At 69.1% G+C, this 24,081-nt stretch carries 24 protein-coding genes; 9 read left to right on the top strand and 15 right to left on the bottom strand.

Annotation, left to right across the window (positions count from 1 at the left end):
• Positions 1-11: 11 nt before the first annotated feature.
• Positions 12-827, bottom strand: a complete 816-nt coding sequence (locus AB0F43_RS36375) for an MBL fold metallo-hydrolase (protein WP_360487837.1) — start codon at positions 825-827, stop codon at positions 12-14.
• Between the two features lie 318 nt (positions 828-1,145).
• Between AB0F43_RS36375 and sdhC the strand changes: the two genes are divergently transcribed.
• The 4 genes from sdhC to AB0F43_RS36395 are packed head-to-tail and all read left to right on the top strand — an operon-like array spanning position 1,146 to position 4,443.
• Positions 1,146-1,523, top strand: a complete 378-nt coding sequence (gene sdhC / locus AB0F43_RS36380) for a succinate dehydrogenase, cytochrome b556 subunit (protein ID WP_360487840.1) — start codon at positions 1,146-1,148, stop codon at positions 1,521-1,523.
• Between the two features lies 1 nt (position 1,524).
• Positions 1,525-1,983, top strand: a complete 459-nt coding sequence (locus AB0F43_RS36385) for a succinate dehydrogenase hydrophobic membrane anchor subunit (protein ID WP_360487843.1) — start codon at positions 1,525-1,527, stop codon at positions 1,981-1,983.
• Between the two features lie 13 nt (positions 1,984-1,996).
• A complete protein-coding gene (gene sdhA, locus AB0F43_RS36390) occupies positions 1,997-3,739 on the top strand; it encodes a succinate dehydrogenase flavoprotein subunit (RefSeq protein WP_360487846.1) in 1,743 nt (580 codons plus the stop codon).
• Positions 3,739-4,443 carry a succinate dehydrogenase iron-sulfur subunit gene (locus tag AB0F43_RS36395; protein WP_132326561.1) on the top strand — a complete coding sequence of 235 codons (705 nt, stop codon included), beginning with the start codon at positions 3,739-3,741 and terminating at the stop codon, positions 4,441-4,443. Before sdhA ends, AB0F43_RS36395 begins: the two co-directional genes overlap by 1 nt.
• Positions 4,444-4,597: 154 nt before the next feature.
• Here AB0F43_RS36395 and AB0F43_RS36400 read toward each other — a convergent pair whose 3' ends face one another.
• On the bottom strand, positions 4,598-5,023 hold the full coding sequence (locus tag AB0F43_RS36400) for a DUF2000 domain-containing protein (RefSeq protein WP_360487849.1): 426 nt from the start codon (positions 5,021-5,023) through the stop codon (positions 4,598-4,600).
• A gap of 83 nt (positions 5,024-5,106) precedes the next feature.
• Positions 5,107-5,937 (bottom strand): M55 family metallopeptidase, encoded by an 831-nt coding sequence (locus AB0F43_RS36405; RefSeq protein ID WP_360487852.1) that lies wholly within the window; start codon positions 5,935-5,937, stop codon positions 5,107-5,109.
• A 24-nt stretch (positions 5,938-5,961) separates the two neighbouring features.
• Between AB0F43_RS36405 and AB0F43_RS36410 the strand changes: the two genes are divergently transcribed.
• Positions 5,962-6,753 (top strand): AraC family transcriptional regulator, encoded by a 792-nt coding sequence (locus AB0F43_RS36410; protein WP_360487855.1) that lies wholly within the window; start codon positions 5,962-5,964, stop codon positions 6,751-6,753.
• On the opposite strand, the gene AB0F43_RS36415 is transcribed toward AB0F43_RS36410, so the two are convergent.
• The 7 genes from AB0F43_RS36415 to AB0F43_RS36445 form a co-directional block, all read right to left on the bottom strand.
• Positions 6,743-6,967: a hypothetical protein gene (locus tag AB0F43_RS36415; RefSeq protein ID WP_360487858.1), complete on the bottom strand. Its 225-nt coding sequence runs from the start codon at positions 6,965-6,967 to the stop codon at positions 6,743-6,745. The two genes, AB0F43_RS36410 and AB0F43_RS36415, sit on opposite strands and share 11 nt — an antisense overlap.
• Positions 6,968-7,155: 188 nt before the next feature.
• Positions 7,156-9,912 (bottom strand): AAA family ATPase, encoded by a 2,757-nt coding sequence (locus tag AB0F43_RS36420; RefSeq protein WP_360487861.1) that lies wholly within the window; start codon positions 9,910-9,912, stop codon positions 7,156-7,158.
• Between the two features lie 232 nt (positions 9,913-10,144).
• The gene (locus AB0F43_RS36425; protein WP_360487864.1) at positions 10,145-10,870 is read right to left on the bottom strand and encodes an FCD domain-containing protein; all 726 of its coding nucleotides are present in this window, start codon (positions 10,868-10,870) and stop codon (positions 10,145-10,147) included.
• A 9-nt stretch (positions 10,871-10,879) separates the two neighbouring features.
• The gene (locus tag AB0F43_RS36430) at positions 10,880-11,656 is read right to left on the bottom strand and encodes a 3-oxoacyl-ACP reductase (RefSeq protein ID WP_360487867.1); all 777 of its coding nucleotides are present in this window, start codon (positions 11,654-11,656) and stop codon (positions 10,880-10,882) included.
• Positions 11,657-13,009, bottom strand: a complete 1,353-nt coding sequence (locus tag AB0F43_RS36435; protein ID WP_360487870.1) for an aldehyde dehydrogenase family protein — start codon at positions 13,007-13,009, stop codon at positions 11,657-11,659.
• Positions 13,006-13,737: a gamma-glutamyl-gamma-aminobutyrate hydrolase family protein gene (locus tag AB0F43_RS36440; RefSeq protein ID WP_360487873.1), complete on the bottom strand. Its 732-nt coding sequence runs from the start codon at positions 13,735-13,737 to the stop codon at positions 13,006-13,008. The genes AB0F43_RS36435 and AB0F43_RS36440 overlap by 4 nt, the downstream gene beginning before the upstream one ends.
• Complete coding sequence (locus AB0F43_RS36445) at positions 13,718-15,082, bottom strand: glutamine synthetase family protein (protein ID WP_360487876.1); 1,365 nt, start codon at positions 15,080-15,082, stop codon at positions 13,718-13,720. Before AB0F43_RS36445 ends, AB0F43_RS36440 begins: the two co-directional genes overlap by 20 nt.
• Positions 15,083-15,236: 154 nt before the next feature.
• On the opposite strand from AB0F43_RS36445, the gene eat reads away from it, so the two are divergent.
• The 3 genes from eat (at position 15,237) to AB0F43_RS36460 (ending at position 18,929) form a co-directional block, all read left to right on the top strand.
• Positions 15,237-16,676: an ethanolamine permease gene (gene eat, locus AB0F43_RS36450; protein WP_360487879.1), complete on the top strand. Its 1,440-nt coding sequence runs from the start codon at positions 15,237-15,239 to the stop codon at positions 16,674-16,676.
• 129 nt (positions 16,677-16,805) lie between these two features.
• Complete coding sequence (locus AB0F43_RS36455; RefSeq protein WP_360487882.1) at positions 16,806-17,765, top strand: zinc metalloprotease; 960 nt, start codon at positions 16,806-16,808, stop codon at positions 17,763-17,765.
• A gap of 33 nt (positions 17,766-17,798) precedes the next feature.
• Positions 17,799-18,929, top strand: a complete 1,131-nt coding sequence (locus tag AB0F43_RS36460) for a D-alanyl-D-alanine carboxypeptidase (RefSeq protein ID WP_360487885.1) — start codon at positions 17,799-17,801, stop codon at positions 18,927-18,929.
• A gap of 31 nt (positions 18,930-18,960) precedes the next feature.
• Here AB0F43_RS36460 and AB0F43_RS36465 read toward each other — a convergent pair whose 3' ends face one another.
• The 3 genes from AB0F43_RS36465 to trpS are packed head-to-tail and all read right to left on the bottom strand — an operon-like array spanning position 18,961 to position 21,629.
• Complete coding sequence (locus AB0F43_RS36465) at positions 18,961-20,001, bottom strand: YihY/virulence factor BrkB family protein (RefSeq protein ID WP_360487888.1); 1,041 nt, start codon at positions 19,999-20,001, stop codon at positions 18,961-18,963.
• 30 nt (positions 20,002-20,031) lie between these two features.
• Positions 20,032-20,544: a 2'-5' RNA ligase family protein gene (locus AB0F43_RS36470; protein ID WP_360487891.1), complete on the bottom strand. Its 513-nt coding sequence runs from the start codon at positions 20,542-20,544 to the stop codon at positions 20,032-20,034.
• Between the two features lie 8 nt (positions 20,545-20,552).
• Positions 20,553-21,629 (bottom strand): tryptophan--tRNA ligase, encoded by a 1,077-nt coding sequence (gene trpS / locus AB0F43_RS36475; RefSeq protein ID WP_360487893.1) that lies wholly within the window; start codon positions 21,627-21,629, stop codon positions 20,553-20,555.
• Between the two features lie 70 nt (positions 21,630-21,699).
• Here trpS and AB0F43_RS36480 point away from each other — a divergent pair, with 70 nt between their 5' ends.
• Complete coding sequence (locus tag AB0F43_RS36480) at positions 21,700-22,245, top strand: alpha/beta hydrolase (RefSeq protein ID WP_360487896.1); 546 nt, start codon at positions 21,700-21,702, stop codon at positions 22,243-22,245.
• Here the strand turns inward: AB0F43_RS36480 and AB0F43_RS36485 are convergent, their stop codons facing one another.
• Together AB0F43_RS36485 and ngcE are read right to left on the bottom strand one after the other, a co-directional pair.
• Positions 22,246-22,650, bottom strand: coding sequence for a hypothetical protein (locus tag AB0F43_RS36485; protein ID WP_360487899.1), 405 nt, complete (start codon positions 22,648-22,650; stop codon positions 22,246-22,248).
• Positions 22,651-22,728: 78 nt separating this feature from the next.
• Complete coding sequence (ngcE, locus tag AB0F43_RS36490) at positions 22,729-24,078, bottom strand: N-acetylglucosamine/diacetylchitobiose ABC transporter substrate-binding protein (RefSeq protein WP_360487902.1); 1,350 nt, start codon at positions 24,076-24,078, stop codon at positions 22,729-22,731.
• Between the last annotated feature and the right edge of the window lie 3 nt (positions 24,079-24,081).

A 24,081-nucleotide genomic window follows, 5' to 3' on the forward strand; every position in this document is an offset into this window, starting at 1 on the left:
CCGAGCACAGGTCAGGTCAGGTGGTCGTAGTCGCCGCGGACCCAGGCGGCGTGGCGGTCGGCTGAGCGGCGGACTACGGCTTTGGCGTCGACGGGGATCACGGAGCCGAAGTTGTTGTAGAGGCGGTCGTAGTCGAAGACGTCGAGGGACCGGGCGACCCGGTCGACGACGGCGCCGGACAGTGGGATGCGGTTCGGGTAGCTGCGCATGAAGCTGACCGAGGTGCGGTCGGGGTTGGCGAAGATGGTGTCGCCGGACAGGATGACGCCCTTGCCGTCCGCGGCTCCGGCCCAGTGCACCACCGCGCTGCCTGGGAAGTGGCCGCCGGGCTGGATCACGGTGATGCCCGGGAGCGGGGTGAGCTTGCCCGACCAGGTCTGGATCACCGGGTCCTGCCGGGCGACCCATTCGGCATCCGCCTCGGAGACGTAGACCGGGACGTTGCCGAGTCGGTGGCTCCACTCGACCTGTACGCCGTACATGTGCGGGTGGCTGGCGATGATCGCGGCGACCTCGCCGAGCTCACGCACCCGGCGTACGGCGTCGTCGTCGACGTATCCGATCGGGTCCCAGAGCAGGTTGCCCTCGGCCGTCCGCACCAACATCGCCTGCTGGCCGATCCCGACCGGCGGCTTCGACGTCACGCCGTACAGGTCCGGTTCGACCTCCTCGATCACGACCTGGGTGCCGGCCGCGGCGAGCTCGTCGAGTGTGGTCCAGTGCTGGCCGTCGGCGGGCACCCACTGGCGTTCGTCGGCGCAGATCGCGCAGACCTCGCCCTGCTCGGAGTGCTCGACCGCACAGGTCGCGCAGATCCAGAAACTCACTGTGTTCTCCCCTCGCTGTGACCCGGGCGACATCCCGGGCCGTTCCAGAGTCTCGGCTCTCAAGCTCAGTTGAAGTCAAGAACATCGTCGGCGGTCCGTCGAGGGCCACTCCCGGTCTTGCCCAACGGGCCACTTGGAGAGCGATGTCACACCTGTCAGGACAAAATGGGCCGACCGGCAGGACTAGCATCGAACCGGTCCGGTTTTCGCCGGGCCGAGCCGATCGCGGCCGCCCCGTGAGACTGCGCGGGGCCCAACTCAGGTCCCGGCGTGCCGCGTGCATCGGCTCTCGGTCTGACGTCCGATCGGAGGATCGGTTTGCCCAGCAAACCAGCCGGCACGCTTTACCGCGGCCGGGAGGGCATGTGGTCATGGGTCGCGCACCGGATCACCGGGGTGGGGATCTTCTTCTTCCTCCTGGTGCACGTGCTGGACACCGCGCTGGTCCGGGTCTCCCCGGAGGCGTACAACGAGGTCATCGGCACCTACAAGAACCCGCTCGTCGGCCTGCTCGAAGTCGGTCTGGTGGCCGCGATCCTGTTCCACGCGTTCAACGGCATCCGGCTCATCCTGGTCGACTTCTGGGCCAAGGGCCCGCGCTACCAGCGGCAGCTGATGATCGGCGTGGGCGTGATCTGGGTGGTGCTGTTCGTGCCGTTCGTGATCCGGCACCTCTCACACGTCTTCGGAGGCTGAGATGACCGACATCGCGGCACCCCGGTCCAGCTCCCGCTCCCGCTCGCTCAAGGGCGGCGGCCGGAACCGGTCCGGGCAGACCAACTTCGAGCTGTACAGCTGGCTGTTCATGCGGCTGTCCGGCCTCGCCCTCGTCGTCCTGGTGCTCGGCCACCTGTTCGTGAACCTGATGCTCGGCGACGGGATCAACGCGCTGGACTTCGGTTTCGTGGCCGGCAAGTGGGCCAACCCGCTGTGGCAGGTCTGGGACCTGCTGATGCTGTGGCTGGCGATGCTGCACGGCACCAACGGACTGCGCACGATCATCAACGACTACGCCGAGAAGGACCAGACCCGGTTCTGGCTGAAGTCCCTGCTGATCACCGCCTCGATCGTGATCGTCGTACTCGGCACCCTGGTGATCTTCACCTTCGACCCCTGCCTCGACCCCAGCTCCACGCTGTCGGTCTGCAACAAGTAAGGACAGCTCACAGATGCAGCGGCATCAGTACGACGTAGTCATCGTCGGCGCGGGCGGAGCGGGTATGCGCGCCGCCCTCGAGTCCAGCAAGCGGACCCGGACCGCGGTCCTGACCAAGCTCTACCCGACCCGGTCGCACACCGGCGCGGCCCAGGGCGGCATGTGCGCCGCGCTGGCCAACGTCGAGGAGGACAACTGGGAGTGGCACACCTTCGACACGGTCAAGGGCGGTGACTTCCTGGTCGACCAGGACGCGGCCGAGGTGATGTGCCGGGAGGCCGTCGACGCGGTCCTCGACCTGGAGAAGATGGGCCTGCCGTTCAACCGGACCGCCGAGGGCAAGATCGACCAGCGCTTCTTCGGCGGCCACACCCGCAACCACGGTGAGGCCGTCGTCCGGCGGTCGTGCTTCGCGGCCGACCGGACCGGCCACATGATCCTGCAGACGCTGTACCAGCAGTGCATCAAGCAGAACGTCGAGTTCTTCAACGAGTTCTACGTGCTCGACCTGCTGATGGTGAACGGCCGCTCCACCGGTGTCGTCGCCTACGAGCTGGCCACCGGCGAGCTGCACATCTTCTCGGCCAAGTCGGTCGTGTTCGCCTCCGGCGGGTTCGGCAAGGTGTTCCGGACCACGTCCAACGCGCACACGCTGACCGGCGACGGGATGGGCATCGTCTGGCGCAAGGGCCTGCCGCTGGAGGACATGGAGTTCTTCCAGTTCCACCCGACCGGCCTGGCGGGTCTCGGCGTACTGCTGTCCGAGGCGGCGCGCGGCGAGGGCGGCATCCTGCGGAACAAGGACAACGAGCGGTTCATGGAGCGGTACGCGCCGACGGTGAAGGACCTGGCGCCGCGTGACATGGTCGCCCGCGCGATGGCGAACGAGGTGCGCGAGGGGCGCGGCTGCGGCCCGGACGGCGCGTACGTGATGCTCGACCTGACCCACCTGGAGCCGGCCCACATCGACGCCAAGCTGCCGGACATCACCGAGTTCGCCCGGACCTACCTCGGCGTGGAGCCGTACACCGAGCAGATCCCGGTGTTCCCGACCGCGCACTACGCGATGGGCGGGATCCCGACCAACATCAAGGGCGAGGCGCTGGCCAACAACGAGGACGTGATCCCCGGCCTGTACGCCGCGGGCGAGGTCGCCTGCGTGTCGGTGCACGGCGCGAACCGGCTGGGCACGAACTCGCTGCTGGACATCAACGTCTTCGGCCGCCGGGCCGGTATCGCGGCCGCCGAGTACGCCGAGACCGCCGCCTTCGAGGAGCTGCCGGCCGCACCGGAGACCTTCGTGGTCGAGCTCGTCGAGGGGCTGCGGAACGCGACCGGCGACGAGCGGGTGGCCGCGATCCGGGCCGACCTGCAGGCCACGATGGACCTGAACGCGCAGGTGTACCGGACCGAGGGCTCGCTGAAGCAGGCGCTGGTCGACATCGAGGCGCTGAAGGAGCGGTTCGCCCGGGTCGCCGTTCAGGACAAGGGCAAACGGTTCAACACCGACCTGCTCGAGGCGGTCGAGCTGGGCTTCCTGATCGACCTGGCCGAGGTGCTGGTGGTGTCCGCGCTGGCCCGCAAGGAGTCCCGCGGCGGTCACTTCCGCGAGGACTACGACAAGCGCGACGACGTCAACTTCATGCGGCACACGATGGCGTACCGCGAGGTCGATGCCGAAGGCAATGTGAACATCCGGCTCGACTACAAACCGGTCGTCCAGACCCGCTACAAGCCGATGGAGCGCAAGTACTGATGGACGTCAAGGTCAAGATCCTGCGGTACAACCCGGAGGTCGTCGACGAGGCCGAGTGGAAGACCTACTCGGTCACCCTGCAGCCGACCGACCGGGTGCTGGACGCGCTGCACAAGATCAAGTGGGACCAGGACGGCACGCTGACCTTCCGCCGCTCCTGTGCGCACGGTGTCTGCGGTTCCGACGCGATGCGGATCAACGGCCGCAACCGGCTGGCCTGCAAGACGCTGATCAAGGACCTGAACCCGGAGAAGGAGATCACCGTCGAGCCGATCAAGGGCCTGCCGGTGCTCAAGGACCTGGTCGTCGACATGGAGCCGTTCTTCGACGCGTACCGCTCGGTGATGCCGTTCCTGGTCACCAGCGGCCACGAGCCGACCCGGGAGCGGATCCAGTCGCAGGCCGACCGGGACCGGTTCGACGACACCACCAAGTGCATTCTCTGCGCCGCCTGTACGACGTCCTGCCCGGTGTTCTGGTCCGACGGCCAGTACTTCGGCCCGCAGGCGATCGTCGGCGCGCACCGGTTCATCTTCGACAGCCGCGACGAGGGCACCGAGCAACGGCTGGAGATCCTGAACGACAAGGAGGGTGTCTGGCGCTGCCGGACCACGTTCAACTGCACCGACGCCTGCCCCCGCGGTATCGAGGTCACCAAGGCGATCCAGGAAGTGAAGCGGGCGCTGATCTTCCGCCGCGTCTGACCCCTGCCGTCATCCGTAAGCCCCTGGACCGCGCCCGGTCCAGGGGCTTTCGTCGCCTGGGTGACGGCTATCGTCGGTTGGATCTCGGTTCGAACACGGAGAGGGAATGACAGGTTGGTTGCTGTCTGGGGAAGGTCGGCAGCGCGTTACGCGCTCACGGGTGCTTGGCGGCGCCCTTGAGCACCTTGTCCACGGCGTTCCTCGGCCCGTAGACCGCGATCCCGACCAGGTCAAGCTCCGCTGTCCGGACCGCCTTCACCGCCGCCCGATTGTCCCGATCGTTGCCCGTAGCAAACAACTCCTGGGTGAACACGGAGTGCTCGATGCCGCGCTTGAGCGCCCGCTCGTGCGCCGTACGCATGAACTCCTTGGACCCCTCGAACACCATCACCGGCTGCCTGAACATCGGCAGGTAGGTGGTGCCATCCGCGTCCTGATAGGCCTCCCCCACCACCTCGGCACGCGTCCCCGCAATCCCACTCACCAGGAACGCCGTCACGTTGAGCCGCTGCCACACCGCCAGGTCATCCCGCAACAACACCGCGATCTTGGTATCGAACCGAACCGTCTCATCATCCACCCACCCATCGTCGCGGGCCGCCCAACGCCCCGTCTTGTACGTTCTTGACCTCTGGCCGGCGCCACCGCATCACCCCCGCCGAGTCAGCAGTAGGGCGGGTTGGTCGTTACCGCGGTGGCTACGCGGAGGAAGAGGTTGAAGAGGCGGTAGAGGTGGAGCATGTCGGCGTGGACGGTGACTGTGCGGTCGTCGCGGCGTTCGACGCCCGGGATGGCGGTGAGGTGGGAGACGACTGAGGCTGATTGCCAGCGGACCGTGAGTTGGCGGGTTGTGGTTCGGCTGGCCGGGAGGGGTGGGAGGTTCGCCAGGGCCGTGCGGGCGGTGGTTTCGATGGCGGCTCGGGCCTCGGGGACAGGGACCAACTGGGCGGCGAAGCGGTCCTTGGCGTACTTGACCGGGACGGTGGCCACGGCGGGGTCCCAGGCGGTCATTTCGGTGCAGGCTGTGTCGTCGCCGGTGAGCATGGCGACGGGTACGCCGTACGCGGCGGCCGCGGCGTGGAAGAGGCCGATCTCGCCGGTGACCTGGTCGTCGAGCCAGATGTCCTCGATCTCGTGGCCCATGAAGCTGTGACTGAGTACGCCGAGCACCCCGGCGCGCGCGTGGTAGCCGATGCAGAAGACGGCGTCGTGCTCACTGGTCAGGCCCTCCATCATGCCCATCGGCTTCGGGCGGCCCTTGATCAGCGACGCGCGCGGGTCGAGCAGCTCGGGCAGCAGGTTGCGCATCGGGCCGTGAGCGTCGTTCACCAGGACGGCGGTCGCGCCCGCGTCGTACGCACCCCGAACGGCCGCGTTCGTGTCCTCGGTCATCAGGACCCGGCCACGCTCGTAGTCCCGCCCCGGCGGCTGGACGTCCTCCGCGTCGACCAGCCCGGTGATGCCCTCCATGTCCACGCTCAGATAGACCTTCACGGCAGGCAGCGTATGTTCTTTACCGTGAGCAGTGGCGCTGAGGTCAAGGCGTGGCGGCCCGCGCTGAGCGGTGTCGTCGAGGTTCTGCACGCCCACTTCCCCTCCCACGCGTACCCGAGCCACACGCACGACGCGTGGACCGTGCTGATCGTGGACGAGGGTGCGGTGCGCTATGACCTGGACCACCGCGAGCACGGGCTGGCTCAGGCGCAGGTGTCGCTGCTCCCGCCGAACGTGCCGCACGACGGCCGGTCGGTCCGGCCAGAGGGGTTCCGCAAACGGGTGCTGTATCTGGACCCCGGTCGACTCGGCGACAACGTGATCGGCGCGGCTGTCGACCAGCCGGAGTACGTCGATCCCGTCCTGCGACACCGCATCCACCAGTTACACGGCGTACTGCTCGACGGGAAGGAAGACCTCGAGGCGCAGAGCCGGCTCACGCTGATCGAGGAGCGGTTGCGGCAACACCTGCAGCGGAATGTCGGCGATCCGCCCGATCGCCGTGATCCCGGGGTGGCTTCGCGGCTGCGCGACGTACTGGATGAGTCCGTGCCGGCTGGGATCACGCTGGACGACGCGGCGAAGCTGGTGCATGCCCATCCGGCGCACCTGGTCCGGGCGTTCAGCCGCGAGTACGGGATGCCGCCGCACCGGTATCTGACCGGGCGACGGGTTGATCTGGCACGGCGGTACCTGCTCGACGGGTGCCCGCCCGCCGAGGTGGCGACGCTGGCCGGCTTCTACGACCAGTCACACCTGAACCGGCACTTCCGCCGCATGCTGGGTGTCACCCCGGCGCGGTTCGTCAGGCGTTGACCTTGGTCCGGGAGGCTTTGTACGCCCGGACGCCCCACGTACCCAGGACCGCCGCGATCAGCAGGTTGACGACGATCAGGATCGTGTGGGCGACGTAGTACCCGGTCGGGCGGCCCTCTGTGTCGGCGAGTGCCTTGATGAAGCGCAGGTAGGTGACGACGTTCCAGACCGCGATCCCGAGCAGGACCAGTGCGTGCTTGCGTTCGAGTTTCACCTGTCCATTGTCCCTGGCGAGGAAATCGGGGCGGCCGCGCCTCACTCGGCCGCCCCGGGGCGAGCGGCGAAACTCACGTCATCGACCCTGAGGCACCGGCCGGAGAGCGGCAAGGGATGTCGAGCTACCAGCGGGTCACCACAAGGGATTCCCTGCAGACCCGTACGACCTTCAACCGACAACGTCGCTCAGGGGTTGGGGCGGTCGACCATGCGCAGGAGTTGGGTACGGTTCGCCACGCCGAAGCGGCGGTAGAGGCGGGTGAGCTGGGACTCGACCGCTTTGACGCTGAGGTAGAGAGCGGCGGCGATCTCGCGGTTGGTCGAGCCGTCGCGGACCATGGCGACGATCTGCTGCTCGTTGTCGGTCAGTTCGGAGGGCTGGCGGCTGCGGCTGGGAACGTCGAGGCGGGCCAGTTCGGTCTCGGCCACCTCTCGCCAGGCGGGCGCGCCGTACGTCTCGAACTGCTCGATCGCGTCCAGGAAGGCCGTCCGCGCGACCGAGCGGCGACGGGCCTGGCGCGCTACCCGGCCGCGGGTCAGCTCGCACCGGGCCAGGTCCAACGGGTAGACGCGGTCCCCCGCCGTACTGATCGTCTGCTCCAGCAGGTCGAGCGCGGCGGCCGGATCACCTTGTTTGGCGATCAGCAGCGCCTCCGAACGCGCCAGGCCGACCCGCACGACCGCACGGTCCAGGATCTCGGCCCGCCGGCGGATCTCGGCGATCAGCGCGGCCGCATCCTCCAGCCGCCCGGACGCGACCAACGCCTCCGCATAGTCGGCGTGCCACGGGATGACGGCCGGGTCCCACGGCATCGCCGCCTCGCCTGAGTCCGCGATCGCGTCGAACGCTTCGACCGCACGCTGCGGATCCCCGGTCAGTACGCCGATCAGCCCCAGGCTGGCCAGCGCCGGACCGGTCCACTCGTCGTTGCCGACCAGCCGGACACCCTCCAGCGCGGCCTCGGCCAACTGCCGGCCCATCGCCGCCGAACCGCCGGCCCACTCCGCCCGGCTGGCGATGATCATCCCGACCTCGGCCTCTTCGCCGATGTCCTGCATCAGCTGGTAGCACTCGTGGCCCGCCGCGAGCGCGTCCGCACCACGGCCGCTGCGCTCGTAGATCGCCGTCGCCGAGATCAGTACGGACGCCAGCCAGCGCATCGCGCCGCCGTCGCGGACCTCGTCGACCAGCGCGCTGATCGCGGTGATCGCCTCGGCGGTCCGACCGCGGAACAGCTCCCGCATCGCCGCCATCTGCCGCGCGTTGACCACGGTCTTGGTGAGCGGGAGGTCGCGCGCCAGCTCAGCCGCCTCCTGCAGCAGCGCGTCAGCGGTCTGCTCGGCGTCCCGGGCGATCTGCACCGAGCTCGACGCGCTCAACGCGTCCACCACCGCCTCGGTGTCACCGCACTCCCGCGCGAGCGCCTCGGCCACCCGCGCGTCATCCTGCGCCGCGTCCAGCCGGCGGTCGAAGTACGCGCTGTGGCTGCGCATGATCCGCACCCGAGCCTCGAGCCGCTTGTCCCCGACGGCAGCCTCGAACGCCTCAGCGAGCAGCTCGACCCGCCGTTCACGGTCGGGCCAGGCGGCATCCACCAGCAGCAGCAGCGCGGGCACCTTGGTCTCCGACTTGGTCGCCGCCTGTACGGCGAGACGCGCCATCTCGGCCGACTCCGCGAGATGTCCGGCGGCTGCGGCGTCGTCAGCGGCGCGGGTCAGGCGTCGAGCGCGATCGTCCGGCAGGCTGATCGGCGTACGTTCGGCCGCCAGTCGCCAGAGCGTCGCCGCGGCACCGGGCGCACCACGACTGGCCGCGACCGCGGCGGCCTCTTCGATGGTGACGGCGAGCCCCGGGTTGGCCTCCTGGGTAGCGAGCGCCCGGTGGGTCGCGTTCTCGACCGGTTCGTCCACCGCGGCGGCCAGCTGCGCGTGGGCCTGACGGCGTGCGGCCGAGGTCGCCTCGGCGTACACGAACTCCCGCAGCAGCGGGTGCGTGAACCGCAACCGCTCCGATGACACGTCGACCAGCCCCAGCGCCTCCGCCTCGGCGAGCTCGGAGTCGATCGGCCGTCCGAGGGACTGCGCGAGCTGGCTCGTGGTCGGGCGTGGAGAGGAGGCGGCGTGGAGCAGGAGCTCGTGCGCACCCGACGACAGGTCGGCCAGGCGGTCGCCGAGCAACGTCTTGAGGCGGCTGGACACCGGGAGCGGGTCGTTGGGCGACACGCCTTGCGGGTGCCGCAGCACTGCTCGGCCGAGCTCCAGCGCCATGAACGGGTTGCCGTCGCTCGCGGTGAAGATGCGGCGGGCTGTGCGCACCGGGAGCGGACTGGAGAGACGCTGCCGCAGCAGGCCGAGTACGTCGGGCTCCGTGAGCGGTGGCACCTCCAGCTGCAGCAGCGGCTCCGGGCACGCTTCGGCCATCACCGGGAGGTCGCCGTCGGCCACCTGCTCGGTGGCGAGCATGTGGACCCCGTCGGTCAGCCTGCGGGCGCAGAAGGTGAGGACTTCGAGGCTGGACGGGTCCACCCACTGGATGTCGTCCACGACGAGTAACACCGGGCCATTTGCCGCCAGGCGGCGGAGGACATGCAGGACGGCGAGGCGCACGGCCAGCTCGTCGCGGACAGTGTCGGGCGCGCTGGCCTTGAGCAGGGCGACCTCGAGCGGCTGGCGGAGGTGGTCGGGCAGGACCTGCCAGGCGAGCTCGAGCTGGTTGGAGAGGAGGTCGAGGAGGGTGACGTACGGAAGACCGGCTTCGGACTGTGACGGGGCGGCGCTGAGGACCCTGCAGCCGCCCCGGGTCCGATCCGCGACGAGGGCGCGGCCGAGCGCGGACTTGCCGATCCCGGTCGGGCCGTAGAGCAGCACGCTGCCGCTGGTCTCGAGCTGCTTCCGGGCACGCTCGACCAGCCCGGCGCGGCCGACCAGCTCGTCGTCAGTCATCGATCACTAAACTCCTCGAAGGATTACCCTCGCCGATTATCACGCTGAATGACCATCCGACACGGCGAGTGTCACATGAGGAAACCATCCCGTCACCATCCTGTCACCCGTCGCAGGCCGGATCAGAGCGGTCAGAACGGCACTGTTGTGCCGGGGCACGAATGGAACACCCGCACCTTGTACACAAAAGCCAGAGCCTCCGCCGGCGGGAAAGCTCGGGACACGGATCGCGTCAGGGGAAGCTGAGGAAGGCTCTGAGCAGGGCGGCGGTGCCGGACAGGTGCTCCTGCATCGCGCGCCGGGCGGCCTCCGGAGCGCCGTCCAGGATGGCGTCGACGATCGCCTCGTGTTGTTCGTTGGAGTGCTCGATGTTGCGTTCCAGCAGAGGGATCGCATCCAGCAGCTCGTTCAGCCGCATGCGCGCGTCGGCGGTGGCCGACGTCAGCGAGGGTGAGCCGGTGACCTCGGCGATCGCCAGGTGCAGCCGGGAGTCCAAGCGGCGGTAGTCGGTCAGCGACGCGGCCGAGGTCTCGGCGAGACACCGGCGCAGGTGGTCCTGTTCGGCAGAGCTCAACAAGCGGGCCGCGGCCGCTTCGGCAGCGCCGGTCTCCAGCGCGGAGCGCAGGACCAAGGCGTCGTCCAGCCCGTCAGCCAGTTCGCGGGCCAGCCGCTTGGCCGGCGTACGACGAGGCTTCGGCAGCTGCGCGTTCACGAACGTACCGCCGTACCGCCCGCGCCGGGACTCAACGTACCCGGCCTCGGTCAGCGCGTGCAGCGCCTCGCGCAAGGTGACCCGGCTGACGTTCAGCCGGGCCGCCAGGTCGCGTTCGGACGGTAGCCGGTCTCCCGGTCCGACCACTCCCAGTTTGATTGCCTGCAGCAACCGTTCGACCGTCTCCTCGAACGGGTTCCCGGTCCGCACCGGCCGGAACAACGCGTCGTCTGCCTGGGCAACCATGGTCACAGACTAGATCGGGGTCACGTAGGCACCCGAGATGCCGCCGTCCACCAGGAAGGTGTTGGCGGTGATGAAGGAGGCGTCGTCGCTGGCCAGGAACGCGACCGCCGCGGCGATCTCCTCCGGCTCGCCGAACCGGCCCATCGGCACGTGCACCAGCCGGCGCTGGGCCCGCTCCGGGTCCTTCGCGAACAGCTCGGTCAGCAGCGGCGTGTTCACCGGCCCCGGGCAGAGCGCGTTGACCCGGATCCCCTGCCGGGCGAACTCGACGCCGAGCTCGCGGCTCATCGCCAGGACGCCGCCCTTCGACGCGGAGTACGAGATCTGCGACGTGGCCGCGCCCATCACCGCGACGAACGACGCGGTGTTGATGATCGACCCCTTGCCCTGCCGTTGCATGTAAGGGATCGCGGCCTTGCAGCACAGGTACACCGAGGTCAGGTTGACCTCCTGCACCTTGCGCCACGCGTCCAGCCCGGTGTCCAGGATCGACGCGTCGTCCGGCGGTGAGATCCCCGCGTTGTTGAACGCGATGTCGACGCTGCCGTAGGTGTCGAACGCCTGCTGGAACAGGTTCTCCACCGCCGCCTGGTCGGTGACGTCGGTGGCGACGAACAGCCCGCCCGCCTCGTCCGCGGCGGCCTTGCCGGCGGCCGGGTCCAGGTCGCCGATGACGACCTTGGCCCCCTCGGCCGCGAGCCGCCGTACCGCGGCCAGGCCGATTCCGCTCGCACCGCCGGTGACGACCGCGACCCGGCCTTCCAGCCGGCTTGCCTTCACGTCCATTCAGTCCTCCGTGCTGATGAAGATGTTCTTGGTCTCGGTGAACGCGTCCAGCGCGTCCGGGCCGAGCTCGCGGCCGAGCCCGGACTGCTTGTAGCCGCCGAACGGTGTCGAGTACCGGACGGACGAGTTCGAGTTGACCGACAGGTTGCCCGCCTCCACGCCGCGGCCGACCCGCAGCGCCCGGCCGACATCGCGGGTCCAGATCGACCCGGACAGCCCGTACTCGCTGTCGTTCGCGATCCGCACCGCGTCGGCCTCGTCCTCGAACGGGATCACCGCGACGACCGGCCCGAAGATCTCGTCCCGGACCACGCGGTCGTCCACCGCGACCGGTGCCAGCACCGTCGGCGGGAACCAGAACCCGGGCCCCTCGGGCGCGGCGCCCTGGAACGCGGGGTTCCGCACGTACGACGCCACCCGCTCCAGCTGCCCGGCGGAGATCAGCGGCCCCATCTCGGTCGCGGGGTCACTGGGATCGCCGACCTTGAAGGACTTCACCGCCGGCTCGAGCAGTTCCAGGAACCGGTCGTACGCCGACCGCTCGACCAGGATCCGCGATCGCGCGCAGCAGTCCTGACCCGCGTTGTCGAACACGCCGTACGGCGCCTTGGCCGCGGCCTTGTCCAGCTCCGCGTCGGCGAACACGATGTTGGCCGACTTCCCGCCGAGCTCGAGCGTCACCCGCTTCACCTGCTCGGCGCACCCGGCCATGATCTGCTTGCCGACCGCGGTCGACCCGGTGAAGACGACCTTGCGTACGCCCGCATGGGTGACGAACCGCTGCCCGACGACCGAGCCCTTGCCCGGGACGACCTCGAACACCCCCGGCGGCAGCCCGGCCTCCAGCGCCAGCTCACCGAGCCGGATCGCGGTCAGCGGCGTGAGCTCGGCCGGTTTCAGTACGACGGTGTTGCCCGCGGCCAGGGCGGGTGCGAAACCCCAGCCGGCGATCGGCATCGGGAAGTTCCACGGCACGATCACGCCGACCACGCCGAGCGGTTCCTGGAACGTCACATCGATGCCGCCGGCAACGGGAATCTGCTTGCCGAACAGGCGTTCCGGCGCGGCCGAGTAGTAGGTCAGGACGTCGCGGACGTTACCGGCCTCCCAACGGGCGTTGCCGATGGTGTGACCGGCGTTCTCGACCTCCAAGGCGGCAAGGTTGTCCAGGTCGGCGTCCACCGCGTCAGCGAACCGGCGCAGCAGCCGGCCGCGGTCCGCCGGGGCGACGTCCCGCCATTCCTCGAAGGCCTTCGCGGCCCGCGCGATCGCCGCGTCCGCGTCCTCCTCGGTGGCCAGGGAGATCGTCCGGACGACCTTCTCGGTGGCCGGGTTGATCACGTCGTACCTCATGCTGTGCTCCCGGATGATGGGCTCCTGGTTGCTGCGATCAGTGCGGTGAACAGCCGCAGGTCGTCGGGGTTCTCCTCCGGGTGCCACTGCACGCCCAGAGCGAAGTCATGGCCTGCCACCTCGGCCGCCTCCACCGTCCCGTCGCCGGCGCGGGCGGTGACCTGAAGCGTCGGCGCCACCACGTCCAGGGCCTGGTGGTGGTAGCAGCGCACGCTCGTCCGGTCGCCGAAGAGCCGTGCGGTCAGCGTGCCCGGCTCGATCTTGACCTCGGTGGTCCCGAACACGGCCGGCGACGGCCGGTGCTCGTCGTGCGCGACCACGTCGGGCAAGTGCTGCTGGAGCGTTCCGCCGAGCGTGACGTTGAGCATCTGCAGTCCGCGGCAGATCGCGAGCAGCGGCAGGTCTCGGTCGAGCGCCGCCCGGATCAGGATCGTCTCGTGCTCATCCCGGCCCGGCCTGGTGCCGACCGTCTCCGGATGCGGCGTGGCGTCGTACGTCGAGGGGTCGACATCGCAGCCGCCCGCGACGATGAGGCCGTCCAGCACGTCGAGCACGGCGGTGTCGGTGCCGACCGGAGGGAGCAGCAACGGTACGCCGCCGGCCGCGACCACCGCGTCGAGATAGACCCGCGGGAGCAGGGCGGCATCGCGCTCCCAGACACCCCAGACGGTCGGCTCGAGGTACGTCGTGATGCCGATCCTCGGCTTGTCAGAGGCGCTCGAAGCCACGAACCCGCTCCCAGTCGGTGACGGCCGCGTCGTACGCGTCCAGCTCGATCCGCGCGGCGTTGGTGTAGTGGTCGACCATCTCGTCGCCGAACGCCAGGCGGGCGACCTTCGAGCCGGTGAACAGCGCGGCCGCCTCGCGCAGCGTCGTCGGCACATGCTCCTTGTCGGAGTCGTAGGCGTTGCCCTCGAGCAGCGGCTCGAGCGGCAGTTCGTTCTCGATGCCGTGCAGGCCGGCGGCGATGATCGCGGCGACGGCGAGATACGGGTTCACGTCGCCGCCGGGCAGCCGGTTCTCGACCCGGAGCGACTCGCCGTGCCCGACCACGCGGAGCGAGCAGGTGCGGTTGTCCAGCCCCCAGGCGACCGCGGTCGGCGCGAAGCTGCCCTTCACGAAGCGCTTGTAGGAGTTGATGTTCGGTGCGAGCAGGTAGGTGAACTCGGGCAGGCAGGCGAGCTGGCCGGCGATGAACCGCTCCATCAGCTCGGAGAACCCGTACTGGCGATCACCCGCGAGGACGGCCTCGCCCTCGGTGGACCGGAAGCTCAGGTGGATGTGGCACGAGTTGCCCTCGCGTTCGTCGTACTTCGCGATGAAGGTCAGGCTCTTGCCGTGCTTGGCGGCGATCTCCTTCGCGCCGTTCTTGTAGATCGAGTGGTTGTCACACGTCACGAGTGCCTCGTCGTACCGGAACGCGATCTCGTGCTGGCCGAGGTTGCACTCGCCCTTGGCCGACTCGACGTACAGCCCGGCTCCGGTCATCCCGTTGCGGATGTCGCGCAGCAACGGCTCGACCCGCGTGGTGCCGAGGAGTGAGTAGTCGACGTTGTACTGGTTCGCCGGGGTCAGGTCGCGGTACCGCTTGTTCCAGGCCGACTCGAACGTCTCGTCGAAGACCATGAACTCGAGCTCGGTCCCGACGTACGCGTTGAGGCCGCGCTCGGCCAGCCGGTCCAGCTGGGCTCGGAGGATCTGCCGCGGTGAGGCGGGCATCGGGCTGCCGTCGAGCCACTGCACGTCGCAGAGCACCATCGCGGTGCCCTCGAGCCAGGGGATCAGCCGTAGCGTGTCGAGGTCTGGCGCCATCAACAGGTCGCCGTAGCCCCGTTCCCAGGACGACATCTGGTAGCCGTCGACCGTGTTCATGTCGACGTCGACCGCGAGCAGGTAGTTGCAGCCCTCGGTGCCGTGCGCCAGCACCTCCTCCAGGAAGTACCGCGCGCCGCAGCGTTTGCCCTGCAGCCGGCCCTGCATGTCGGTGATCGCGACCAGCACGGTGTCGATCTGCCCGGCCGCGACCAGTTCGCGGAGTGCCTGCACGGTCAGCTTGCCGGTGTTCGAGTCCACGGTCGCTCCCGGAGGTCTATTGGTCTGCGGTCAGTCCATTGACGCAAGCGTCGGCCTGGATGTCAATCCGGCGTTTCTCTTGACACCGGGTCGTGGCGCGAGGAACCTCGTGCCATTCCTAGTGGTATGGCGGTAGACCATTGGAGGGCCCACGATGAGCCGGAAGAACACCCGTGTCGACTACCAGCAGGTCGGCAAGGAGTACCTGGAACACCGGCAACTGAAGCGCGGCGCGGCCGGCTGGGTCCTGCTCGCCGGGCTGGGCGTCGCCTACGTCATCTCCGGCGACTTCGCCGGCTGGAACTTCGGTCTGGCCGAGGGTGGCTGGGGCGGCCTGCTGATCGCGACCGTGCTGATGGCCACGATGTACACCTGCATGGTGTTCGGCCTGGCCGAGCTCGCCTCCGCGATCCCGGTCGCCGGCGCCGGGTACGGGTTCGCCCGCCGGGCGCTCGGCCCGCTCGGCGGATTCGCCACCGGGACGGCGATCCTGATCGAGTACGCCATCGCGCCGGCCGCGATCGCCACCTTCATCGGCGGCTACATCGAGGCGCTCGGGTTGTTCGGGCTGACGTCGAGCTGGCCGGTCTACCTGGCCTGCTACGTGATCTTCGTCGGCATCCACCTGTACGGCGTGGGCGAGGCGCTCCGGTTGACACTCGGGATCACCGTGCTCGCCGTGGTCGCGCTGGTGGTGTTCGTGATCGCGATGGTGCCGAAGTTCGACGCCGACAAGCTGTTCGACATCGTGCCGAACACCGCGGCAGGTGCGAGCGACTTCATCCCGTTCGGGTACGCCGGGGTGCTGGCGGCACTTGTCTACGGGATCTGGTTCTTCCTCGCGATCGAGGGTGTGCCACTGGCCGCCGAGGAGGCGCGGGATCCGCGCAAGGACATGCCCCGCGGCATCATCACCGGCATGGGGGTCCTGCTGGTCTTCGCCGCGCTGATGCTCGTCTTCACCGCCGGCGGCGCGGGCTCCTCGGTGATCGCCGAATCCGACAACCCGCTCCCGCTGGCCCTGCGGACGGCGTTCGGCGGTGACACCTGGGTGGCAGACTTCGTCAACTACGTCGGGCTGGCCGGGCTGGTCGCGAGCTTCTTCTCGATCATCTACGCGTACTCCCGGCAGCTGTTCGCGCTGTCCCGGGCGGGTTATCTGCCCCGGTTCCTGTCGGTCACCGGCAAGCGCAAGACGCCGTACCTCGCCCTCACCGTTCCGGGCCTGATCGGTTTCCTGCTCGCCGCGATCACCCAGGACGGCGCGCTGCTGATCAACATCGCCGTCTTCGGCGCGACCGTCTCGTACGTGCTGATGATGCTCGCCCACATCGTCCTCCGGGTCCGCGAGCCCAACCTGGACCGGCCGTACAGGACGCCCGGCGGGCGCGTGACCACCGGCATCGCGCTGGTCCTGGCCGTGACGGCCGTGGTGGCCACGTTCTTCGTGGACGAGAAGGCCGCGGCCATCACCGCCGCGATCTTCGTGGTCGCCATCGCGTACTTCTGGTTCTACAGCCGCCACCACCTGGTCGCCGCCGCCCCCGAAGAGGAGTTCGCCGCCATCCAGCGAGCCGAGGAGGAACTGGCCTGAGGGTGCGTCGGCGCGGTGGTGCCGTGGCACTGGACGGTCAGTGAACGGCTTTGCACTCTGCGGCATCGTGCGGAAAATCGGGGGATTCGGCCGCACCGCCCAAGCGGCCCCATCCCGGAGGACGCTCCTATGCGATCTTTCACGTTGTCCGCCCCCACCCGTCCCCGCGCCCGCGCCCTGGCCGTTCTGCTGGCTGGTACGGCGCTCGCGTTCAGCCCCCTCGGTGGTCAGGCGACCGCGAAGTTGCCGGCCGACCAGGTCGGCAACCCCTGCTTCACCCCGCCCGAGTCGACCTCGGCCCGGGGTGGGCAGGGCGCCGACCACCGCGAGCTGTCGGTGGCCGAGCAGAAGGCGATCGACGCGAGAACCGCGCAGATCCTGAAGGCGAAGGCTGCCCGCGGACTGACCCCACAGGCTGGCACGCTGGCCTCCGCAAGTGTGCCGGTGTACATCCACGTGATGCGCAGCAGCTCCGGTGCCGGTGACGTGACCGACACCCAGATCTCGCAGCAGATCGCCGAGCTGAACCAGAACTTCGCCGGCGGCGAGTCGTCCCAGGCGGCGAACACCGGCTTCAGCTTCTACCTGGCCGGCACCTACCGCTACAACAACAGCACCTGGCACCGCGACGGCCAGAGCACGACGTACCGCTCGCAGACCCGCAAGGGTGGCAAGAACGCCCTCAACATCTGGCTGGTCAACTTCTCCTACCTCGGCATCGCGACGTTCCCGTGGGACTACGCGAGCAACCCGTCGATCGACGGCATCCGGGTGCAGTACAGCTCGCTGCCGGGCGGTTCGTCGACGAACTTCAACCTCGGCAAGACTGCCACGCACGAGGCCGGCCACTGGTTCGGGCTGTACCACACGTTCCAGGGCGGTTGCACGAGCACGAACGACTCCGTGTCGGACACCCCGGCCCAGGGCAGTGCCAGCAGCGGCTGCCCCGTCGGCCGCGACTCGTGCTCGCTGCCCGGTCTGGACCCGATCCGCAACTACATGGACTATTCGTACGACTCCTGCTACAACCAGTTCACTCCCGGGCAGAGCACCCGCATCAGCAACATGTGGACGGCGTACCGGGCGTGACGTGGGCACCGAAGGCCGTCTAGAGTGCCGCCGATGCGTGTGCTTCTGACGGCTGCCGCTACCGCCGTACTGGTGGTCAGCGGTCCGCTGACAGCAACCGCCGCCGGCCAGGGCCCACAAAGCCCGGTCGGCGGCGACCAGCTGACCACGAAGCCGACGGTGGTCGCCGACGGGGCGACGCCGCCGGCCGTCCGGGCATCGGCGTACGTCGTCGCCGATATCGACACCGGCGAAGTACTGGCCGCGAAGGCACCGCACGCCAAGCTGCGACCGGCCAGCACGCTCAAGACCCTCACCGCGCTCGTCCTGCTGCCGCGGCTCAAGAAGTCGGACGTGGTGGTCGGCACCGACGCGGACGCCGGTATCGAGGGCAGCAAGGTCGGTGTGTACCCGGGTCTGCGGTACAGCGTCGACCTGCTGTTCGAGGGCATGTTCCTGGCCTCCGGCAACGACGCGGTGCACGCCCTGTGCGTCCACGACCAGGGCGGTGTCCGCGGCACGATCCAGCGGATGAACCAGAAAGCCAAGGAACTCGGTGCGCTCGACACGACCGTGACCGACCCGACCGGGCTCGACGCCGACGGGCAGTACTCCAGCGCCTACGACCTGGCCCTCTTCGCCCGCGCCGGGCTGGCCCGGCCCGACTTCGCCAAGTACGCGGCGACGAAGTACACGGCCTTCCCGAACGTCGGAAACAAGGGCACCTACCAGGTCGCGAACCAGAACAAGTTGCTGTTCGGCTACGACGGCGCACTGGGCGTCAAGACCGGCTACACGACGCTGGCCCGCAACACGTTCGTCGGAGCGGCCCGCCGACACGGCCACACCCTGGTCGTGACACTGATGAACGCACCCCATGGCATCACCGAGGACGCGACCAACCTGCTCTCCTGGACGTTCAAGAACTACGACCAACTCAACCCCGTCGGCACGCTGGTCAAGCCCGCGGCACCGCCACCGCAGGTTGCTGCCGGTCCCAACGGAACGACGAGGTCCGAGTCCGGTACGGCGCAGCCGCCGCGCAGCCGCACTGTCCTCAACCCAGGACAAGCCGTCCAATCGCTGATACTCCGCATCCCGGCCTGGGCCTACGCCGCACCACCAGTCTTGCTACTCGGCCTGTTCCTGCGACGACCACGTGGCCTGAGGAGACGAAGGCACTAGGCGGTGTCTGACGGGAACCGTCAGAGACCGCCTAGCGGCGGATGGAGCGGGCGGCCTTGGCCAGCTGCACCGCCAGAGCGCTGGCTGTCACGCCGAGCAAGGCACCGGCGGCGACCGCAACTGTGTCGGCCTTCTTCTGCGGCACCGGCACGACCGTGTAGCGCTTCCCGGGCGGCCCTGGCAGCAGCGGCTCCTCCGCGATCTGCAGGCGACGCTCGTCCGAGTGCTCCCTCGCCCAGGCGTCAAGGCTGGCCTCCTTCGTCCACGCCGCGAGGAGCATGATCGCCCGGGTCATCAGGTAGATCCACACCAGCAGCGCCAGCGGCAACGCCAGCGCGCCGTACGCCGCGTTGCTGCCGAGGACGTACGTGACGTAGATGTTGCCGAGCTTCTGCGCGAGGAAGAACAGGACGCCACCGGCCAGCGCCGCGATCAGGGCGACCTTGCGAGGCAGGACGATCCGCGGCATCGCGGTCAGCAGGTACAGGAAGAGCACGGCGCCCGCCGCGATGCCCAGGACGATGCTGATCAGGTCGAGTCCCCAGTTGGCCAGCCAGGTCCCGTCCAGGTCGACCCAGTCGACGATGCGCTCGGACAGGCCGGTCAGCACCGACGAGGCACCTGTCGCGATCACGCCGATCACCCCGAGACCGACCAGTGCGCCGAGGTCGACGAGCTTGAGCTTGACGATGTTGCCGGGCTGGTCGTCCAGTTCGTGCATCGAACGGATCGAGGCCCGCAGGGAGTCGATCCAGCCGAGGCCGGTGATCAGCAGCGAGACGCCGGAAACCAGGCCGATGGTGCCGGCGTGGCTGATCAGCGAGTCGATGTCGATCTTGTCGCCGATACCGGGCAGGTTCTGCGTCAGCGACTCCTTCAGCGTCTCGACCGCGGCGTCACCGAGCAGCGGGCCGGTGATCGCCGCGGCCAGCACGATCAGCGGGAACAGCGACAGGAACCCGAAGAAGCTCGTCGCCCCGGCCAGCCGGTTACCCCGCCGGTCGCCGTACCGGTTCCAGGCGCGCCACAACTGCGTCCGGCTGAAGCGCTTCCACGCCGTCCTGATTCCCATTGGTCTCCTGTACCCCGAAGTGCAGGAGACCTAGCCTGCCAAGGGGAACGACCGCTGCGGGCGCCACACGCCGTCGGCGCCGTGTTCGTAACGGCTGAAGGCGTCGACGTCGAAGGCGCAGTCGTACTCCGACAGGGCGTCGTACGCGCGGTCGAGCGACTCCTTGTCCAAGTCGTGCGCCAGCGTCACGTGCGGGTGGTACGGGAACCGCAGCTCCACCTGCAGCGGCCCCGACCGGACCTGCGACTGCAGCACCTCGCACGACGAGATGCCCTCGGCCAGCGGTACGAACACCACCGGCGAGATCGGCCGGAACGTCGCCGTACCGCGCAGCCGGATCCGGAAGCTCGGGAACCGCGCGGCCACCTCGCGCAGGTGGTCGTCGATCAGGGCCAGGTCGGCCTCGTCCACCACGGTCGGCGGCAGCAGGGTCACGTGGGTGGGGATCGAGGAGGCCATCGGATCACCGAACTCGGCCCGGTACTTCTGCAACTCCGAGCCGTAGGGTTCCGCGATCGGGATCGCGACACCGATCGTCGCCATCCGGGGCCCTACCGGCCCGATCCGAGGGCCGGCCCGAACATCGGGGGTGCCGGCACGAAGCCCAGCCGGTCGTACACCCGCTGCAGGGTCGGCTCGGTCACCGCCCGGGCGCGCTCCGCCCCGGCCGCCAGGATCGCGTCCAGCTGGGCCTTGTCGTCCAGATAGCCGAGCGTCTTCTCCCGGAACGGGGTGACGAACTCGACGACGACCTCGGCCAGGTCCTTCTTGAAGTCGCCGTACCCGCGACCGGCGTACTCGTCCTCGAGCTCGCTGATCTTGCGGCCGGTCAGAGCCGAGTAGATGGTCAGCAGGTTGGCCACACCGGCTTTGTTCTCCGGGTCGAAGACGACCTCGCGGCCGGAGTCGGTGACCGCGGAGCGGATCTTCTTCGCGCTCACCTTCGGGTCGTCCAGCAGGTCGATGATGCCGGCCGGCGAGGAGCTCGACTTGCTCATCTTGGCTGTCGGGTCCTGCAGGTCCCCGATCTTCGCCGTCTCCTTGACGATGTACGCCTCGGGCAGCCGGAAGGTCTTGCCGAACCGGTGGTTGAACCGCCCGGCCAGGTCCCGGGTCAGCTCCAGGTGCTGGCGCTGGTCCTCGCCCACCGGGACGCGGTCGGCCTGGTAGATCAGGATGTCGGCGGCCTGCAGGATCGGGTACGTGAACAGGCCCACGGTGGCCCGGTCGGCGCCGCCCTTGGCGGACTTGTCCTTGAACTGCGTCATCCGGCTGGCCTCGCCGAACCCGGTCAGGCAGCCGAGCACCCAGCTCAGCTGGGCGTGCTCGGGGACGTGCGACTGGACGAACAGCGTGGACCGCTCCGGGTCGATCCCGGCGGCGAGCAGCTGCGCCACCGAACGGCGGGTCCGCTCCCGCAGAGCCTTCGGGTCGTACTCCACCGTGATCGCGTGCAGATCGACCACGCAGTAGAACGCGTCATGGTCGTCCTGCAGGGCCACCCACTGACGCAACGCACCGAGGTAGTTGCCGAAGTGGAAGGAGTCCGCCGTCGGCTGGATCCCGGACAGCACCCGAGGGCGACGCTGGGAACCGGCTGCGGAGGGGTCAGACGCAGCTACAGACATGCCCCCGATTCTGCCAGCGCCCCAGCGCCGATCCACACCGGGGCGGTTTCCTCCCCATAAACTCCGTCCTATGAGTTCGCCCACAGTTGTGGTCATCCCCGGCGGGCAGTTCGGGCCGACATCGCCGCTGCTCATGTACGCCGCCGATGCAGCCGAGCACCGGGGAGCCGACGTGGTCCGGGTGTGGTGGGACGAGCCGGACCGCCCGCTGACGCTGACCGAGTCGGAGCGCGGCCCATGGGTTCTGCCCCAGGTCGAGAAGGCCCTCGACCACGTGAGTGACGACGTGTTGCTGATCGGGAAGTCACTCGGCAGTTATGGCTCCACCCTCGCCGCGGAGCGCGGATTCCCGGCGGTTTGGCTGACACCTGTGTTGCCCAGCACCTGGGTGGTCGACGGCCTGCGCCGCGCGACCGCACCGTTCCTGCTGGTCGGCGGTACGGCGGACCCACTCTGGGACTCCACGCTGGCTCGTGAGCTCACGCCGTACCTGCTGGAAGTCCCGGAGGCCGACCACGGCATGTACGTCCCCGGCAGGCTGGCCGCGTCGGCCGCCGTACTCGGGCAGGTCGCGACGGCGGTTGAGGACTTCCTCGACCAGGTGGTGTGGCCCTAGCTACCACGACCAGCCGCGGGAGGCCAGTTCCTGTTCCTCGCGCCAGCGTTTCTCCTCGCCGCGCTTCAGTTCGGCTTCGGTGGGTATGCCGGCCAGCCGGCAGGCCTCGTCGAGCAGGTCGTCGTACGCCGCCTCGACGGCCATCAACCGGTGTGCCCTCGCGTAGACCCCGGGGGCGGTCTCGATCCGCCGGATCTCACCGGCCAGATGACCGAGCCTGGTCTGCAGGCGCAATGTGTCGAAGGGGTCAGGCTCGGGCACCGTACGCCGGCGAAGCCGGCGAGCCAGCCGCCCGGCCAAGGCCTGCACACCCCGACGCCAGCGCGACGCCGGCGGCTGCGGCAACATCAGGTTGAGCAACCCGCACATGAACACGAACAGGAGCAGCGCAGCTACCCACTCCATCGACCTCACCACCCTCTTTCGAGGTTACGACGGCTCGGAGCCGACGGCGAGGGTTTTGCGGATGGCCAAACCCGGGATTCAGTCCCGGTGGTACTTCGTGACCGCTTTGTCCTGCTTGAGTTTGTCGGCGGCGGACTGGATCCGGGCGGTCCACTCGGAGAGTTGGAGGCCGCCGGTGAGGAACTGGCCGGTGGACTGGGCCGCGGTGGTGGCGAAGCCGGGGTACCAGTCGGCGAAGTACCAGGTGATGACCTGGTCCCCGGCCGCTGTCAGCAGGTCGCGGGCCGAACGGAGCGCCGTACCGATCTCCAGGCCGTCGGCCGCACCGCGGACGATGGTGAGCTGGTTCGACTCCTCGGTGACCTGGGCGGCGACGTCCTTGGTCAGCATCGCCCGGAGGTACTCCTGCCCGCCCGCCCTGTTCTTCGCCTGCTCCGGGACCAGGTACGGCGCGGTGGCCGCGACGTGCAGGCCACGCGCGAGTGCGGGCGAGCCGTCGAGCGGCGGCACCCCGATCATGGTCAGCGCGAAGTTCGGCGGGACCAGCGGTTTCATCTCGTTCTCGAGCCAGTTCCCGCACGGCAGCAGGCCGGCCCTCGAGGCCAGGAACCGTTTCTGCGAGGCGATGTGGTCGAACTCGGCGCTGCCCGGTGCGATCAGCCCGCGCTTGCCGAGCTCGCCGACCGCGCTGATCGCCCGGGTGACGCTCTCGTCCTTCCAGGCGCCGTCCTCGAGGTTGTCGATCCGCTTCACCACGTCGTGGCCGCCGGTCTTCGCGGCCAGCGTGAGCACCAGTTCCAGCAGGTAGTACGGGTGCGCGCCGGCGTACACGAACGGGCCGAGCCCGGCCGCCTTCATTTCGGTGCCGAGGGCAAGCAATTCCGGCCAGGTGCGCGGGACGTCCCAGCCGAACCGCTGGAACAGGCTGGCCGAGTACCACAGGCCGTACACGGTGGCGATGTAGTTCACGGTCCGCTGCGACCCGTCGTACCGCCCGGCCTCGAGCATCCCCGGCAGTACGGCGTCCTGCACCGTCGCGTCGGCGTTGTCCCAGGCGGGAGCCTCCAGCAGCGGTCGCAGATCCGCCAGCTGGCCCTGACCCACCAACCGCCCGAGCTCGAGCCGCCCGTCGCCGGAGTTCAGCACCACGTCCGGCGGACTCCCCGCCGCGAACCGCGGCAGCGCCACGTCCCGCAGCTTCCCGGACACGGTCGCGGTCACGTTCGCGGCCGGATACTTCTTCCGGTACGCCGCCGCCGCGAACCCGCCGTACTCCTCCCCGGCCAGCACCTCGACCGGCACGTCACCGGCCACGCTGAACGGGTTGTCCAGGTCCGCCGTCGGCGTGCCGCCCGTCGTACCCGAGGAACAACCGCTCACCAGGGCGCCGGCCAGCACTCCCTGCAGAACAGTCCGACGTTTCAGCACCCC

This window comes from Kribbella sp. NPDC023972, assembly GCF_040639075.1.
Lineage (GTDB): Bacteria > Actinomycetota > Actinomycetes > Propionibacteriales > Kribbellaceae > Kribbella.